The sequence below is a fragment of the Peribacillus kribbensis DSM 17871 genome (assembly GCF_000430765.1).
GTDB lineage: Bacteria > Bacillota > Bacilli > Bacillales > DSM-1321 > Paraperibacillus > Paraperibacillus kribbensis.
On record NZ_KE387240.1, the window covers coordinates 67,010 to 81,953 of the forward strand.

Sequence of the window (14,944 nt, forward strand, 5' to 3'; positions counted from 1 at the left end):
ACCTCGGGAACGGAAACAACCTGAGTTAATTCATAAAAACTAAAAATTATTAAAACTTTTTTAACGCTGTACAGTCTAATTATCAGAAATAGAAAAGAATAGGAAGAGGGGGACTAGATTGAAAGCAGCAGAGCTTGCGGAAAAAGCAGCGGGCGGGGATGATGAAGCATTCCTCGAATTGATAGGGCTGCATAAGATAAAACTCTATAAAATCGCTTTTTCTTATTTGAAAAATCAAAATGATGCCCTTGAAGCCGTCCAGGAGACCACCTTTAGAGCCTACCGCTCCATCGGGACCTTACGGCAGCCGCAATTTGTTTCTACCTGGCTTGTCCGTATTTTAATCAATTATTGCAGCAGCCATTTGAGAATGAATAAGAATCTGGTCAGTGGAGAAAGGCTCGGTGATCTTCCTTCCGGGCAGTCCGGGAGTGCGTCCTTAGAGCTCCAGGAAGCGATTCAGGGATTAGAGGAGAAACAGCGTGAAATCATCATGCTGCGATATTTCCATGATATGAAAATCAAGGATATTGCAGATGTCCTTCAATGTCCGGAGGGAACAGCCAAAACATGGCTCACAAAAGCACTGCAATCTCTTCGGAGAATGATGAAAAAAGGAGGGGCATGGGATGTTTAAAGAAGAGGAAGAACAGCTTCAAAACTTAAAAAAGGATTATGACAGCGTTCCTATTCCACTTGCACTGCTTGATGAGGCAGTCTTTCACGGCTTTTCGAGGGCAAAAAAACAAAAAAAGATAAAAAGAAAGCAGAGTTGGACGTTTGCCGCCTCCCTTGCAGCACTCCTCCTTCTTACGGTGGTTTCTGCTTTCATCCGTATTTCCCCCGCTTTTGCAAGTTATATCACATCGATTCCAGGAATGGAAATGGCCGTCGAGATGATCAGGGGAGACAAAGGGATGATGTCTGCTGTCGAGAATGGCTATATCCAAAAAATCAACCTGTCTGAGGAGCACTCCGGACTCCGGATTACCCTCAATTCCATCATGGCAGACAGAGGGAGGATGGTCGTTTTTGTGACGCTGAAAAATACGGGGGCACATCAATATATAAGTCTCAATCGGCTGGAATTAAAAACGCTTGATGGGGAACAGATAAAGGTCTCGGCTGGACTGCCCATGACGGATTTTCAGAAGGGAAAAAGCGTTACAACCACAATCGAGATGGGCTATGAGAATCCCCTTCCCGCCAAAAGGCTGGTCTTAAGCCTTGAGGCGGAGGATGTTGATCCGAGTAGAGAAAAGAGGGTGAGAATACCGGGAGTTTTTACGTATTCATTCTCTCTCAGCCCTAAAATGAGCCAAAATAAACCAAAGATTTATCACCTGGACAAGACGGTGAGCATCGATCATCAGAAGGTCACTGTCAAAGAGGTTTCGGTCTCGCCGATGAGGACCTCGGTCCATCTTCTCTTTGACCCTAAAAATATAAAAAAGATCTTCCATATCGAGGATGTAAGATTGGTAGATGAAAAGGGAGAGGTCTGGTCAGGGATTGATAACGGAATCAGCGCCGTATACCCTAATGAAAACGAACAGATTGTCTATCTGCAAAGCAATTACTTTAAAAAGCCTAAAAAGCTGTATCTTCAGTTCAATAAGACTCGTGCTCTGGACAAAGACGAACTGATGGTGGTCTATGACCCATCTTCCGGAAAAATCTTGAAAGCCCCCCGTGATCATAAGATTATCGGAATGGAACAAAAACCGGGAGAGCTGACCATGGACATCAAGTCCGAGAGCAGGATTATATCGGGATCAAGCACGGTCCTCAATGCAGATCAAATTAACATCGGTAAAGATGGAATGGGCATGTCTTATTCCGATACAGATAAAAAGCTTGCGGTCACATATTATATTGATCAAAAAAAGCTGGTTCCAGGACCTTTGACCATCCACTTGGATGATTATCCTGCCTATATCCATGGATCCGTAAAATTGGAATTGAAATAGCTGTGAAATCTAGGGGGTTCTTCATTAGAAGAACCTTTTTTGGATATGCAATGTTAAAAAGAGTCAAACCTGCTGATTTAAAAGCACAAACCGAAAAAGAAAATTAACACATAGGTACATCCTCCTGGTTTTTTAAGCCATATTGCCCTTATTGTTGAAAATTGCAAGTAAATTTCCATTGAATACGAACGTGTATTCGTTTAAGATTATGGGTAGAATATAAACGAACGTACATTCTGTTTTTGGAGGAAGAACAATATGGTTGATTACAGCACCCTGCCTCATCATTCTATATTGTGCATCGATATGAAAAGCTTTTATGCGAGCTGCTCGGCCGTCATGCTGGGCCTTGATCCTTTAACCTGCCACCTGGCAGTTGTCGGAGATGTAAACCGCACAGGCAGCGTAGTGCTGGCTGCGTCTCCCAGCCTCAAAAAAGACTTCGGAATAAAAACCGGGTCAAGGATGTTCGAAATTCCAAATGACCCTTCCATTCATATTGTGGAGCCCAGTATGGCCGCCTACCTGAGGATTTCCACCGAAATTACCCGGCTCTTTCACCGATATGTTCCAAAAGAAGCCATCCATACCTATAGCGTGGACGAAAGTTTTATCAAAGTGGATGGGGCTATCCCTCTCTGGGGGGATGCTTATACCATCGCTCAAAAAATTAAAGATGAAATAAAGCGGGAGTTTCAGCTCACATGCGCGATCGGCATCGGCCCGAACCTGCTTCTTTCCAAGCTGTGCCTGGATTTGGATGCGAAAAAGAAGGGAATTGCCGAATGGAAATATCAAGATGTGAAGGAAAAACTCTGGACGGTCTCCCCGTTAAGTGAAATGTGGGGAATCGGCCGGAGGATGGAGAGGAATCTGAACTCCATGGGAATCTTCACAGTGGGCCAGCTGGCCAACTACAGTCTGGAAAAACTGGAAGCGAAGTTTGGCATCATGGGCAGCCAGCTGTATTACCACGCCTGGGGAGTCGATTTATCCGAAATAGGGGCGCCCATTATGGAGGGACAAATCAGCTTTGGCAAAAGCCAGATTCTCCTGAGGGATTATAAGGAAGAAGGGGAAATTAAACATGTCATTCTGGAAATGTGCGAAGAAGTGGCAAGAAGGGCAAGGTCGCACCGCAAGGCGGGGAGGACCATCAGCTTCGGGCTCGGCTACAGCCAGGATGAATTCGGCGGAGGATTTCAACGGTCCCGGACAATAGGGGAACCGACCAATATTACGATGGACTTATACAGAATCTGTCTGGAGCTGTTCAAAGAAAATTATAGCGGAAAAACGGTTCGCCAGATTTCCATTGCGCTCTCCAATATTGCAGATGACAAGGAAATGCAGCTTTCACTGTTTGACCCCAGCCGCTGGAAAAAGAGGGAGCTTGGCTACACGGTCGACACCCTCCGGCGGAAGTTTGGATCAAAAGCTTTGCTGAGGGCGGTTTCGTATACGGCTGCCGGGACGGCAGTCTACCGGAGCGGCCTGCTCGGCGGCCATAAGGGTTAGATGGACTAGGAGAAAGGAGAGAATCAAATGATACGGGATCGAGGCAGGATAAAGTGGACCTCCATGATGCTGCCGGAGCATGTTAAACTGCTTCGGGACTGGGCCCATGAAGATACCTATGAAAAACAGGGCGAACCGGATGAGCAGCAGCTGGAGCAAATGAACTCCCTGATCGGGGAGGCGATGGAGGCGGGGAGGGCTGTGGCACTTACTTATTATGCCAATCACCGTCATCACCTGCTGATCGGCACCATTCATTATTATAATGAATGGGACCGCAGGCTTCATGTGGTGGACCGCTTCAATGACGCCTGCTATTTAAAGCTTGAGGATATAGTGGATGTACAGCTGGCAGAGGAATAAGAAGAAAAGCGGAGGACGGTGCCTGCAAAGCATAACGAATGATTAGAACAATGCTTAGGAATCTGTTTATAGAAATAATATTATTAGCAGGCAGAGACCCGACAAGCATAAGACGAGCAGGCCGTGAGGAGCGGTTTTCTCCTCATGGACTGATTGGCTTATGACTCGAGGGTCTCAGTCTGGAGCTGAAAAGCTCCCCCTTTTACTTATTCTTTATCATCCAGTACTTTTTCGGCGCGGACACAGGATTCGAATTTCCCTTTGTGTGAAGCGTCGCAGTAAGGGAGATTGCCTGATAAGCCGCAGCGGCATAGGGTGAACGCCGGCTTGGAAGGGAAAGCATTGCCTTCCATATCGACCAGCTCTACATCGCCAGTGATTCTCAGGCCGCCATTATCAATCACTTTGATTTGCACCTTTGACATTTTCATCACTCCTTGTAAATGATTCGAACAATTCTATCCTATATGAAGACGAAGGATTTTTAAATCTTTTTATCAGATGCTAGTATAGATATAAGCCCCTGGCTGCGAGAGGAGGAGTACACATGCAGGTTGAATGGACAAGGAATGCAAAAACACAGCTCCAAAAGAGAATAGAAGGAAAGCGGGGATTTCTCAAACTGAAGTATGATACCGAGGGCTGCGGCTGTGTGGTCAGCGGAGTAACCGCTCTATGGCTTGAAAAAGAGGCTGTACCGGAAGAAGAAGAAGTGCAGACAAACGCGGGACCTCTGTATGTCGAAACATCCAAGAAAATTTTTCTTGATGAAGTGCTGAAGATTGATTTTATAGAAGAAACCCATTCATTTAGATTATCGAGTGACAATGAAATTCTGAATGCCCGTCTGAGCTTTAGGGATTATACGGGTTGATAATAGAGGCTGGCGGCAGAATAGCCGCCAATCCATAGGTTTACATCATGCTGTCAAGAAATTCATCCACTGCCTGTTCATATTCTTTCCTGTTTTCATTGTAAGACTGGGCATGGGCGCCTTTTTCGGCAATAAACAGCTTTTTAGGGCCTTTTTTAGCTTCATAGAGGGCACGGCTCATCTCTGGCAGGATATAGGCGTCGTCCTGGCTGTGAATGAAAAGGACAGGTTTTTGGATGGCTTCGATATAGTTGATCGGAGATATGTCCTTGATGGAATAGCCGTCACGCAGCTTCATAAATAGACTGCCGATTGGCAGGACCATCCAGGAGGGAACAGGCAGCTCCGATTTTAAGTTATGCTTAAGCTGCTCGGTGAAATCCGAAAAAGGGCAGTCAGCTATATAAAAGTCTGCCCGGTCATCAAGCGTCCCGGCGTAAAGCAGGGCGGTGACAGCTCCCATGGACTCGCCATGTACACCAATCGTAATATCGGGCCCTTCCCGCTCCAGCAGCTCATGGATCACCGCCTGGAGGTCCATCCTTTCATAATGCCCGTAACTGCTTGTTCTGCCTCCGGACTCCCCATGCCTCCTATGATCATAAATGACGGCATTGAATCCCCGTTTCAGGAACATATTCATGTATTTGATGGAATTGTATTTGTTTTCCGTAATTCCATGACAGAATACCATCCATTTTTTTGCAGGATGTGGATGGACGAATACACAGTGCAGAGAGTAGCCGAAGGAAGAAGCCACCTTCACCTCTGTTTTCGGAAGAGAATCGTATTCCTTCAGATTGAGCCTCCGGGCAGCAGTTTCCCGTTCGATAATCAAGCGCTCATCCTTCTTTCTCATGAACATCACCCGGCTTGAAAAGTACATCCCGATTCCTAAAAAATATGCTGCAGCTCCCGCCAGGAGCATCCACCCTTTTTTCATGTTCAGCCTCCGTACACATAGGAATTTATTGTCAGTTTTATAATATCATAAACAAGAATGTTTTTCTTCTGGATGGCTAGCCGCAGGCAGAGAACGGTGCATGAGAGGCGGAAGCCGTGATATAATAAGGCTGTTTTAATAACAGTTTGATAAAGACAGCAGCCTCTCCTAAAAAGAAGGCAGAAGGCTTACAGATAAAGGGGGATATGGCATGAAAAAAAGAGGGAAAACCCAGGCTGGAAGAAAGCCGAAGAACAACGAGGGAAAAGATGCCGTGACTCTTGGCGATCTTATCAATGCTGAGACGCTATCAAAGCTGAAGGAAGCCCAGAATGAACTGAACAGGGAAGAAACGGCTGCAAAGGAACGGGAAGAACAGAAAAAAAGAGAAGAGCGGAAGCTGCGGGAAAAAAACAAGAGCTTCGAAGAACTGCTTAATGAGAGCACAGCCGACTGGCGGAGCTATAAATAAAAGACCATAAAAGAGGCGGACTCATGCGGGTCCGCCTCTTTTCCTATTACTAACGATGTTCCTCGTAAACGGCAGCCTTGCTGATGGCCTGGATGCCCCGAATTTCAGATTCATTCAAAGGACGGCTCTCGGCTGCCCTGATATTCTCAAGAAGCTGTTCAGCCGAGCTGGCTCCTGGTATGCAGGCAGCTACTGCTTCATGGGATAGCAGATACTGCAGGGCCACTTCATTTACCGATCTGTCCGGAAATAGATTCTTTAATTCGTAAAGGACTTTTTCCAGTTCTTCATATGAATAATAAAGGTACCCTTGAGCTTTTACAGTGCTTGAGGCTTTATCCAGCAGTCTGTCGGTCAAAAGTCCCTTGGCCACGGGACCGCGGGCGATGATGCTGGCCTGGTGCTGCTCCAATAGGGGCATAAGCTCCTCGGGGCGCCTGTCCAAAATGCTGTACTGCATCATATTGGAGACCATGGCGGGAGCTTTTTCCGCAAAGCGTTTGATCACATTGGGCCTGATGGAAGAAATGCCGTAATGACGGATATAGCCGCCTTTTACAAGCTCCTCAAAGGCCTCAATCGTTTCCTCCGCGTTGTCTTCGATGGTGCCGCCATGAAGCTGATACAAATCGATATAATCGGTTTCCAGCCTCCGGAGGCTCTCCTTGACTCCCTCCATGATATGCTCCTTAGAAGGGTCCCAGCTCCAGCCGTTTCCGTCCTCATTCCATTTGTTCCCGACCTTTGTGGCAATGATCACTTTGTCGCGTACATCCTTCAGGGCTCTGCCGACAATCCTCTCATTTTCTCCTTTATCATATAAATCGGCCGTATCAAAATAATTGATGCCCGAATCTAAGGCCAGCCTGATGATGTGTTCTCCTTTGGCGGAATCCGTGCCAAGCGACATGCAGCCAAGGCCGATTTTACTTACATAAAGATCTGAGTTTCCGATTCTTCTCTTCTCCATTAAGGGCACTCCTTCTAAACGGCAGATCCAGTCTGCAGGCAGTCTGGTATTCTGCTGGTTTTTATCCATATTTTAGCCCTTGAATTTAGAAACATCAAATAATTGGGCATGCTAAGAAAGGCTCTGGTGTTTTTTGGGAGCCTTTTCACCCTTAGTATGGATGGACTCGATCCACTCTGCCATCAGAGTGTGCGTACGGGAATATTCAGCTAGTTTCCTTTTGATTTCCCAAGCCTTGCCGCTGAGAATGACGCTGTTTTCAGCTACATAAATCTTCATAGAATACCTCCATTGCCAGTTATGTTAAAATGTATGAACAGAATGAGAGTTAATAGAACATGGGAGTGTAAATCATGGAAAAACTAGAAGAGAAAACATTGGATTCATCCGCCATCTTTTCAGGCAGAGTCATTTCCCTCGAGGTGCACGAGGTAGAACTGCCGAACGGAAGGAAGAGCACCAGGGAAATCATCAAGCATCCAGGTGCAGTAGCTATTATTGCCCTTACCCCCGAAAATAAAATCCTGCTGGTTGAGCAATATCGGAAAGCGATGGAAAGAACGCTGGTTGAGATTCCGGCAGGAAAGCTTGAAAAAGGGGAAGATGTGATGGACTCAGCGAGGAGGGAGCTGGAAGAGGAGACCGGATATGTATGCGATTCACTGGAATATGTATCGGGCTTTTATACGTCACCGGGCTTTGCGGATGAGCTGGTCCATATCTTTTATGCTTCCGGATTAACAAGGAAGGAAGACTCAGCCCCGCTCGACGAGGATGAGTTCGTGGAGGTATTGGAGCTGACTCTTCCGGAAGCGCTGGAGTATGTAAAAAATCAGAAAATCTATGATGCCAAAACGGTATATGCCATTCAATATCTGCAATTGAGAGAAGCTGAAAAGAAGAAATGAAGACCTTCTTTGCCGATCTCCATATCCATATAGGACGGACCTCTTCCGGAAAGGCTGTTAAGATTACCGGCGCCAAATCGCTGACTCTTCCTAACATCCTTCAATCAGCCAATGATAGAAAGGGCCTTGATATGATCGGGATCATAGACGCCCATTCTCCGGAAATCCTTTCGGAACTGGAGGAAATGCTTAAGGCAGGGGAACTTTCAGAGGTTCAAGGCGGGGGACTGAAATATCAGGACCTGGTTCTTATATTAGGAAGCGAAATAGAAATTTACGATGAAAACTGTAAAGGGCCGATTCATATTCTGGCTTATTTTCCGCACTTGGCGGAAATGAGAGAGTTTTCGCTGTGGATGCAAAACCATTTAAAAAATATCAGGCTCAGCTCGCAGAGGATTTATGTAAATGCCGTCATTCTTCAGCAAAAAGTCAAGGAGCTTGGCGGACTTTTTATCCCAGCCCATGTGTTCACTCCCTTTAAGAGTTTATTTGGAAAAGGGGTGGAGGTCAGCCTGCAGGAGGTCTTTGACCCTGATTTAATAGATGGCATAGAGCTGGGGCTGAGCTCAGACACATATATGGCCGGGGGCATTAAAGAGCTGAATCCTTATGTGTTTTTAACCAATTCCGACGCCCATTCCCTAGGTAAAATTGCGAGGGAGTATCAGTCTGTGTACCTCATGGAGCCAAGCTTCGCTGAATTGAAAAAGGCTCTGTCCGAGGAAGAAGACCGGAGAATACAGGCGAATTACGGCTTGAATCCCCTGCTTGGAAAGTATTATGACTCGGTTTGTCCAAAGTGCCTGCAGAAAAAGCCGGCAGACGATGGAGCCTGCAGCTGCGGGAGCCAGAAATTCATCAAAGGCGTCTCCAAAAGAATTGAAGAATTGAAAAGTTATTTTCCGAATGACCACCAAAGAAAGAGGCCGCCTTACATTCATCAGGTTCCTTTGGAGTTCATTCCAGGGCTGGGTCCAAAATCTCTCGAGAAGCTGCTGAAAGCTTTTAAAACAGAGATGGGCATCATCCATCATGCCCGCTTTGAAGAGTTGAGCGTCATTGTGGGAGAAAAGACAGCGAACTATATTGATTTGGCAAGGAAAGGACAGCTGGATATAGAGGCCGGTGGCGGAGGCAGATACGGAAAAGTACGGATCACATAAAAAGAGAGGCACTCTCAGTAAGGAAATATTCCCCTTATGAAAGTGTCTCTTTTTTCTCTATCAAAAAGCCTATTAAGAAGGGTGGATTTTTGCAAAAATACAGGTGTCTCTCACAGAAGCCCCATCTGGGGACAGCCCGTCATTTCTCAAAACGCCTTCAAGGGCAAAGCCAAGCTTTTCCGGAATTCTCCGGCTCCGGGTATTACGGGAATCACAGCGGATTTCCACTCTCTTGGCTTTAAAATAAGTGAAGGCAAACTGAGTAAGGGCATCGACTGCTTCTGTAATATATCCATTCCCGCTATACCGCGTATCCGCCCAATAGCCGATTTCAACCTTTGGCACCTCCCAGTTCATCCGATGAAAGCCGGTTGAGCCAACAAAGTGGCCGTCCTCCGACCGATAGATATGAAGGCGGATGTCTTCTCTGGCGATAAACTTTGCATAAGATTTTCTTACTCCCTCTTCTGTCTCTTCCAAGGCCGTATCTTTACGGGCAAAGGGAAGCCATTCTGCCAGCTCCGTTTTTGAGGCCATGACAGCCTCATAAACATCCTTCCCATCTCCTGGCATGCAAGGCCTTATGTATAATCTTTCAGATTCAATCTTCTGTGGGAAATCCATTAAAACAGCATTCAAATTCCTTTGCCTCCAATCCATTAAATTGTTTAGGATTATATCAGATCAAAAGCTGAAAGAATAGAATTTTCTGTCATATTATTCCGGATGATCTGCATAGAATCTAGTAAGCCAATGGGGAGGAAAAGAGAATGAAGAAAAAATCCGTAATACAAAATGCTGCAATAAGCCATATTAAGGAACATTCCTCAATCTATTTATTTATAACCATTCTATTTCTAATGGGAGTCATATTCGGGGCAATTGTGGTAAATAGTCTCAGCTTCAATCAGAAAGAGGATTTATTTTACTATTTATCGCAGTTCTTTGGACAAGTCAAGCAGGGACAGATCAGTGCCGACAGCGGTATGTTCTGGCAGACCGTCAGCCATAATATTAAGTATATCGGATTGATCTGGCTGCTTGGTATCTCTATTATCGGTCTGCCAATCATTTTAGTCCTGCTTTTTCTTAAGGGAATGGTAGTGGGGTTTACGGTAGGCTTCCTAGTGAACCAGATGGGCCTCGGAGGCTTTCTGCTGGCCATTGTGTCCATCTTCCCCCAGAATATCATTATCGTCCCGGTCTTTATCCTTATCACAACCCTGGCGTTATCGTTATCGATAAAGATTTTTAGACGGCTGTTCATGAAGCAGCTGGAGAAGCCCCTGAAGCCTGCAATCATCCGTTATTTCATCTGCCTTACCGCAGCTGCAGTATTCCTGCTTGCCGCAGGGGCATTGGAGACCTTCCTATCTCCCCACCTCATGAAAAGCGTCGTTAGTATGGCTAGTAAATGATAATCATTTTATTATGATAATAATTATAAAGTCTAGATTGTAATAATTATATTTTGACACTCCCTCTTCATTTGTTATAATAAAAAAGACAGCGGCGAGGGAGGGAGAAAGATATGGAAAGCAGAATAGAACGAATAAAAAAACTGTTGCATTCATCCAGTTATAAATTAACTCCTCAAAGAGAAGCTACCGTCCGTGTGTTGCTTGAGAACGAAGAGGATCATTTGAGTGCGGAAGATGTTTACCTCCTAGTAAAAGAGAAGTCGCCTGAGATTGGATTGGCAACAGTTTATCGAACTCTGGAATTGCTGACTGAATTAAAAATTGTGGATAAAATAAATTTTGGCGATGGCGTTTCCCGCTATGATTTAAGGCAGGAAGGCGCAGCGCATTTCCATCATCATTTGGTCTGCATAGAATGCGGGGCAGTGGATGAAATCCAGGAAGATCTCCTGGGGGATGTAGAAACAATCGTCGAACGGGACTGGAATTTCAAGATTAAAGACCACAGACTGACATTCCACGGAATCTGCCATAGATGTCAATCGAAAATGGAAGATGTGGAATTGACCGGACCGGCCTTGAAACTAACTTAACACTCATAAAAGCCTTTTCCGGACAGGAAAAGGTTTATTCATTTCAAGCTTCATCTGTTCCAGGTATAAATCTTATCCAAATTGGCATAGATTGATATATGGAAGGAACGGAGGGAGTATTATGAAGAGTTCGGCAAACTTGATTTTTCATACTGCAAAGGTATTTATATTATTTGTTAGTTTTACGGTCTTGTTTTATTTCGGGATGATTTGGTTAAACCAGGAATATGAGGATTACCATCGCTATGATGAGCCAAAGGGATCAGCAATCAAGGTATCAAACGCGGTCCATTCCTCGGATGGGAAGTGGTTTGACCGGCTTTTGCTGTTCTATAAGAACGGAGAATAAACATGCAGGACCAAATACAAGACTTTCTTCACTATCTGACCGTGGAGAGGGGACTTTCTAAAAATACCATCATATCCTATGAACGGGATTTAAATTCGTATATGAAGTATCTGATCAATGTGGAGCAGGTCAAGGACTGGAAGGCATGCAATCGGGTGAATATCATTCATTTTCTTTCCCACCTGAAAGGGCAGGGCAAGTCGTCCAAGACGCTTGCAAGGCATATCGCCTCTATACGCTCCTTTCACCAATTTCTGCTGCGTGAAAAAGCTGCAGATGAAGACCCTTCCGTACATATTGAAAGCCCGGCGCTTGAGAGGGCCCTGCCAAAGGTGCTGAGCATGGAAGAAGTTGAGGCGCTGCTGGATGCTCCTAAATCGGGGACTGCACTCTCCTTAAGAGACAAAGCCATGCTTGAGGTGCTGTATGCCACGGGAATGAGGGTCAGTGAGCTGATTTCCCTTGAGCTTTCCGATGTTCATACATCCATGGGATTTGTAAGATGTGTCGGAAAGGGGAATAAGGAACGGATCATCCCAATCGGCCAGGCGGCTTTAAATGCAGTGGAAGAGTATCTTTCAAAAGGCCGGGGGCAGCTTGTAAGCAAAAAAAATAAAACCAATTTCTTATTCCTGAATCATCATGGAAACAAGCTGACAAGGCAGGGGTTTTGGAAGATTCTTAAAAGGCTCGCAAGTGAAGCGAGCATTGAAAAAGAGCTTACACCCCATACGCTGAGACATTCATTTGCTACCCATCTCCTCATGAATGGAGCCGATTTAAGGGCCGTCCAGGAGATGCTTGGCCATGCTGACATCTCGACCACACAAATTTATACACATGTCACCAATGTCAGGCTTAAGGATGTCTATACCAAATTCCATCCAAGAGCATAGATTGCAAGCTTAATAGATCTAGCAGCCAGAGTTGTCATAAACGGGCTGCTTTTTTTATTATTTCTCTAATAAATAAAATTTATTTCGTAAAGAACTGCTGTTTTATTAAATGTTCTGTGAAATCATCAAATTATTAAAATAGGTTGATCTACGTTCCAGGTGCGACGCCGCAGGCTTAAAAGCTGAGGAGGCTCACCGCCCGCCCTGCGGAAAGCGAGCATCCTGTAACGGAAATTAACCTGCCTTTATAGCAGCATTCTACCTGGACATGTCAAATAAAAAGCTAGAATAGGATTTTTTTAGCAAATGTAAAGTTTTCATTGTGAAAACGGATGCTTATCGTATAAAATGAGGTTGTCAGACTTCTGACGTTTACATAGAGCTGCCAGAGTGAATGATCTGCTCGATGGGTATCATATTTATAACAACCCATAGTTTTTTAGAAATTGGAGGAGTTATATATGGAGCAAAAGATAAACTTTAAACGTGTATTCCTGATTGTCATGGATTCAGTAGGAATTGGGGAAGCGCCGGATGCAGAGAGGTTTGGAGATAAAGGGGCAGACACTTTAGGCCACATCGCAGAGCGGATGGATGGACTGAACATGCCGAATATGGCCAAGCTGGGCCTTTCAAATATCAGGGAAATTCAGGGGATTGAAAAAGCAGAGAAGCCGCTGGCTTTTTATACAAAAATGCAGGAGGCATCCAATGGCAAAGATACGATGACGGGGCATTGGGAAATCATGGGCTTGAATATCCAGAATCCGTTTAAAGTGTTTCCGGATGGATTTCCGGCGGGCCTCCTGAATGAGCTTGAACAAAGGACAGGCCGAAAAATCATTGGGAACAAGCCGGCAAGCGGGACGGCGATTCTTGATGAACTGGGCAAAGAACATATGGAAACAGGTGCCTTGATTGTTTACACATCGGCAGATTCTGTGCTTCAGATCGCTGCCCATGAAGAAATTGTTCCGCTGGACGAACTCTATTCAATCTGCAAAATTGCCAGGGAATTAACGCTTCAGGATGAATATAAGGTAGGAAGGGTCATCGCAAGGCCGTTTGTGGGCGAGCCGGGGAATTTCAAAAGAACGCCTAACCGCCATGATTATGCATTAAAGCCATTCGGCCGTACGGTCATGAACGAATTAAAGGATTCTGGCTTTGATGTTTTATCAATTGGGAAAATTTCCGATATATATGATGGAGAAGGAATTACCTCCTCTTTAAGAACCACTTCCAATATGGATGGCATGGATAAGCTGAATCAGACACTGGATATGGATTTTAACGGAATCAGCTTTCTGAATCTGGTAGACTTTGACGCTGCCTTTGGCCACAGACGTGATCCGATCGGCTATGGAAACGCTCTCGAAGAGTTTGACGCCAGGCTGTCGGAAGTATTAGAAAAAATGAAGGAAGATGACCTTCTGATGATTACGGCTGACCATGGAAATGATCCGGTCCATCCGGGAACAGATCATACCCGTGAGTATGTGCCGCTGATTGTATACTCCAAGCGCTTCAATGGAGGCAGGGAGCTTGAAATCAGGGAAACATTTGCGGATGCAGGGGCTACCATTGCAGATAACTTCGGTGTGAAGATGCCTGAATATGGAAAGAGCTTCTTATCTGATCTTAAATAAAAGGCGGTAGAGAGTATGTATGAAAAAATGAGAGCAGCAGCAGATTATTTAAAAGGAAAATTGACTGAAACACCTGAATTGGGATTGATTCTAGGCTCTGGCCTTGGTGTGCTTGCTGATGAGATTGAAAATGCGGTTACCATTCCATACAGCGAGATCCCGAATTTTCCTGTTTCTACCGTTGAAGGCCATAAAGGCCAGCTGGTGGCAGGCGACCTCTCCGGGAAGAAAGTAATAGCCATGCAGGGAAGATTCCACTTTTATGAGGGCTATTCCATGGATGAAGTAACGTTCCCTGTCCGCGTCATGAAGCTTTTGGGCGCAGAGAAAATCATTGTGACCAACGCGGCAGGAGGAGTGAATGAAAGCTTTGAGCCTGGTGATCTAATGCTGATTTCCGATCATATCAATTTCATCGGGACAAATCCTCTCATCGGTCCGAATAACAGTGATTTTGGAGTGAGATTCCCGGATCTTTCCGAGGCCTATTCAAAAGAGTACCGCAATATTGCCAGGAAGGCGGCAGACAGCCTGGGAATTTCATTAAAAGAAGGAGTTTACATGGGGCTTTCAGGTCCTACCTATGAAACACCTGCTGAAATTCGCATGCTGAGAGTGCTTGGCGGGGATGCGGTTGGGATGTCCACAGTACCTGAAGTCATCGTGGCGCGCCATTCCGGACTCTCCGTTTTAGGGATTTCCTGCATCACCAATATGGCAGCGGGGATCCTTGATCAGCCGCTTTCCCATGATGAGGTAATCGAAACGACTGAAAAGGTAAAAACAAACTTCCTGAACTTAATTAAAAAGATTGTTAGCGAACTACCATAATTAGATAAAGCGGTGATATAA

19 protein-coding genes are annotated in these 14,944 nt (G+C 45.3%); 14 read left to right on the plus strand and 5 right to left on the minus strand.

Annotated elements, in window-relative coordinates; translation table 11 throughout:
• Positions 1-118 precede the first annotated feature (118 nt).
• From H539_RS0118465 to H539_RS0118480, 4 genes are all read left to right on the plus strand, one after another.
• A complete protein-coding gene (locus H539_RS0118465) occupies positions 119-637 on the plus strand; it encodes a sigma-70 family RNA polymerase sigma factor (RefSeq protein WP_026694739.1) in 519 nt (172 codons plus the stop codon).
• On the plus strand, positions 630-1,970 hold the full coding sequence (locus tag H539_RS0118470) for a DUF4179 domain-containing protein (RefSeq protein ID WP_026694740.1): 1,341 nt from the start codon (positions 630-632) through the stop codon (positions 1,968-1,970). Before H539_RS0118465 ends, H539_RS0118470 begins: the two co-directional genes overlap by 8 nt.
• A gap of 258 nt (positions 1,971-2,228) precedes the next feature.
• Positions 2,229-3,488, plus strand: coding sequence for a Y-family DNA polymerase (locus H539_RS0118475; RefSeq protein ID WP_026694741.1), 1,260 nt, complete (start codon positions 2,229-2,231; stop codon positions 3,486-3,488).
• Between the two features lie 27 nt (positions 3,489-3,515).
• A complete protein-coding gene (locus H539_RS0118480) occupies positions 3,516-3,851 on the plus strand; it encodes a YolD-like family protein (RefSeq protein WP_026694742.1) in 336 nt (111 codons plus the stop codon).
• 206 nt (positions 3,852-4,057) lie between these two features.
• On the opposite strand, the gene H539_RS0118485 is transcribed toward H539_RS0118480, so the two are convergent.
• Positions 4,058-4,276 carry a CDGSH iron-sulfur domain-containing protein gene (locus H539_RS0118485; RefSeq protein ID WP_035323286.1) on the minus strand — a complete coding sequence of 73 codons (219 nt, stop codon included), beginning with the start codon at positions 4,274-4,276 and terminating at the stop codon, positions 4,058-4,060.
• A 122-nt stretch (positions 4,277-4,398) separates the two neighbouring features.
• On the opposite strand from H539_RS0118485, the gene H539_RS0118490 reads away from it, so the two are divergent.
• A complete protein-coding gene (locus H539_RS0118490) occupies positions 4,399-4,725 on the plus strand; it encodes an iron-sulfur cluster biosynthesis family protein (RefSeq protein WP_026694744.1) in 327 nt (108 codons plus the stop codon).
• Between the two features lie 40 nt (positions 4,726-4,765).
• Here the strand turns inward: H539_RS0118490 and H539_RS0118495 are convergent, their stop codons facing one another.
• Positions 4,766-5,668 (minus strand): alpha/beta hydrolase, encoded by a 903-nt coding sequence (locus H539_RS0118495; protein ID WP_026694745.1) that lies wholly within the window; start codon positions 5,666-5,668, stop codon positions 4,766-4,768.
• 211 nt (positions 5,669-5,879) lie between these two features.
• On the opposite strand from H539_RS0118495, the gene H539_RS0118500 reads away from it, so the two are divergent.
• Positions 5,880-6,140 (plus strand): YqkE family protein, encoded by a 261-nt coding sequence (locus tag H539_RS0118500; RefSeq protein ID WP_026694746.1) that lies wholly within the window; start codon positions 5,880-5,882, stop codon positions 6,138-6,140.
• Between the two features lie 49 nt (positions 6,141-6,189).
• On the opposite strand, the gene H539_RS0118505 is transcribed toward H539_RS0118500, so the two are convergent.
• Positions 6,190-7,110, minus strand: a complete 921-nt coding sequence (locus H539_RS0118505) for an aldo/keto reductase (RefSeq protein WP_026694747.1) — start codon at positions 7,108-7,110, stop codon at positions 6,190-6,192.
• Positions 7,111-7,221: 111 nt separating this feature from the next.
• Positions 7,222-7,389, minus strand: coding sequence for a Z-ring formation inhibitor MciZ (gene mciZ, locus H539_RS30960; RefSeq protein ID WP_081415949.1), 168 nt, complete (start codon positions 7,387-7,389; stop codon positions 7,222-7,224).
• 74 nt (positions 7,390-7,463) lie between these two features.
• Between mciZ and H539_RS0118515 the strand changes: the two genes are divergently transcribed.
• A complete protein-coding gene (locus H539_RS0118515) occupies positions 7,464-8,018 on the plus strand; it encodes an NUDIX hydrolase (RefSeq protein WP_026694748.1) in 555 nt (184 codons plus the stop codon).
• On the plus strand, positions 8,015-9,184 hold the full coding sequence (locus tag H539_RS0118520; RefSeq protein ID WP_026694749.1) for an endonuclease Q family protein: 1,170 nt from the start codon (positions 8,015-8,017) through the stop codon (positions 9,182-9,184). The genes H539_RS0118515 and H539_RS0118520 overlap by 4 nt, the downstream gene beginning before the upstream one ends.
• A gap of 72 nt (positions 9,185-9,256) precedes the next feature.
• Here the strand turns inward: H539_RS0118520 and H539_RS0118525 are convergent, their stop codons facing one another.
• The gene (locus tag H539_RS0118525; RefSeq protein ID WP_342664022.1) at positions 9,257-9,844 is read right to left on the minus strand and encodes a GNAT family N-acetyltransferase; all 588 of its coding nucleotides are present in this window, start codon (positions 9,842-9,844) and stop codon (positions 9,257-9,259) included.
• A 110-nt stretch (positions 9,845-9,954) separates the two neighbouring features.
• On the opposite strand from H539_RS0118525, the gene spoIIM reads away from it, so the two are divergent.
• The 6 genes from spoIIM (at position 9,955) to H539_RS0118555 (ending at position 14,923) form a co-directional block, all read left to right on the plus strand.
• Positions 9,955-10,602, plus strand: a complete 648-nt coding sequence (spoIIM, locus tag H539_RS0118530; protein ID WP_026694751.1) for a stage II sporulation protein M — start codon at positions 9,955-9,957, stop codon at positions 10,600-10,602.
• Positions 10,603-10,715: 113 nt separating this feature from the next.
• Positions 10,716-11,198: a ferric iron uptake transcriptional regulator gene (fur, locus tag H539_RS0118535; RefSeq protein WP_026694752.1), complete on the plus strand. Its 483-nt coding sequence runs from the start codon at positions 10,716-10,718 to the stop codon at positions 11,196-11,198.
• 121 nt (positions 11,199-11,319) lie between these two features.
• Positions 11,320-11,547 carry a YqzK family protein gene (locus tag H539_RS0118540; RefSeq protein ID WP_026694753.1) on the plus strand — a complete coding sequence of 76 codons (228 nt, stop codon included), beginning with the start codon at positions 11,320-11,322 and terminating at the stop codon, positions 11,545-11,547.
• Between the two features lie 2 nt (positions 11,548-11,549).
• Complete coding sequence (gene xerD, locus H539_RS0118545; RefSeq protein WP_026694754.1) at positions 11,550-12,443, plus strand: site-specific tyrosine recombinase XerD; 894 nt, start codon at positions 11,550-11,552, stop codon at positions 12,441-12,443.
• 461 nt (positions 12,444-12,904) lie between these two features.
• Positions 12,905-14,092, plus strand: coding sequence for a phosphopentomutase (gene deoB / locus H539_RS0118550; protein WP_026694755.1), 1,188 nt, complete (start codon positions 12,905-12,907; stop codon positions 14,090-14,092).
• 15 nt (positions 14,093-14,107) lie between these two features.
• Positions 14,108-14,923 (plus strand): purine-nucleoside phosphorylase, encoded by an 816-nt coding sequence (locus H539_RS0118555; RefSeq protein ID WP_026694756.1) that lies wholly within the window; start codon positions 14,108-14,110, stop codon positions 14,921-14,923.
• Positions 14,924-14,944: the final 21 nt, after the last annotated feature.

Excerpts from the sequence above, each read along its gene's own strand:
- H539_RS0118470 (WP_026694740.1), top strand. The coding sequence starts at position 630 with ATGTTTAAAGAAGAGGAAGAACAGCTTCAAAACTTAAAAAAGGATTAT.
- H539_RS0118475 (WP_026694741.1), top strand. The coding sequence starts at position 2,229 with ATGGTTGATTACAGCACCCTGCCTCATCATTCTATATTGTGCATCGAT.
- H539_RS0118480 (WP_026694742.1), top strand. The coding sequence starts at position 3,516 with ATGATACGGGATCGAGGCAGGATAAAGTGGACCTCCATGATGCTGCCG.
- H539_RS0118485 (WP_035323286.1), bottom strand. The coding sequence starts at position 4,276 with ATGTCAAAGGTGCAAATCAAAGTGATTGATAATGGCGGCCTGAGAATC.
- H539_RS0118490 (WP_026694744.1), top strand. The coding sequence starts at position 4,399 with ATGCAGGTTGAATGGACAAGGAATGCAAAAACACAGCTCCAAAAGAGA.
- H539_RS0118495 (WP_026694745.1), bottom strand. The coding sequence starts at position 5,668 with ATGAAAAAAGGGTGGATGCTCCTGGCGGGAGCTGCAGCATATTTTTTA.
- H539_RS0118500 (WP_026694746.1), top strand. The coding sequence starts at position 5,880 with ATGAAAAAAAGAGGGAAAACCCAGGCTGGAAGAAAGCCGAAGAACAAC.
- H539_RS0118505 (WP_026694747.1), bottom strand. The coding sequence starts at position 7,110 with ATGGAGAAGAGAAGAATCGGAAACTCAGATCTTTATGTAAGTAAAATC.
- mciZ (WP_081415949.1), bottom strand. The coding sequence starts at position 7,389 with ATGAAGATTTATGTAGCTGAAAACAGCGTCATTCTCAGCGGCAAGGCT.
- H539_RS0118515 (WP_026694748.1), top strand. The coding sequence starts at position 7,464 with ATGGAAAAACTAGAAGAGAAAACATTGGATTCATCCGCCATCTTTTCA.
- H539_RS0118520 (WP_026694749.1), top strand. The coding sequence starts at position 8,015 with ATGAAGACCTTCTTTGCCGATCTCCATATCCATATAGGACGGACCTCT.
- H539_RS0118525 (WP_342664022.1), bottom strand. The coding sequence starts at position 9,844 with ATGGATTGGAGGCAAAGGAATTTGAATGCTGTTTTAATGGATTTCCCA.
- spoIIM (WP_026694751.1), top strand. The coding sequence starts at position 9,955 with ATGAAGAAAAAATCCGTAATACAAAATGCTGCAATAAGCCATATTAAG.
- fur (WP_026694752.1), top strand. The coding sequence starts at position 10,716 with ATGGAAAGCAGAATAGAACGAATAAAAAAACTGTTGCATTCATCCAGT.
- H539_RS0118540 (WP_026694753.1), top strand. The coding sequence starts at position 11,320 with ATGAAGAGTTCGGCAAACTTGATTTTTCATACTGCAAAGGTATTTATA.
- xerD (WP_026694754.1), top strand. The coding sequence starts at position 11,550 with ATGCAGGACCAAATACAAGACTTTCTTCACTATCTGACCGTGGAGAGG.
- deoB (WP_026694755.1), top strand. The coding sequence starts at position 12,905 with ATGGAGCAAAAGATAAACTTTAAACGTGTATTCCTGATTGTCATGGAT.
- H539_RS0118555 (WP_026694756.1), top strand. The coding sequence starts at position 14,108 with ATGTATGAAAAAATGAGAGCAGCAGCAGATTATTTAAAAGGAAAATTG.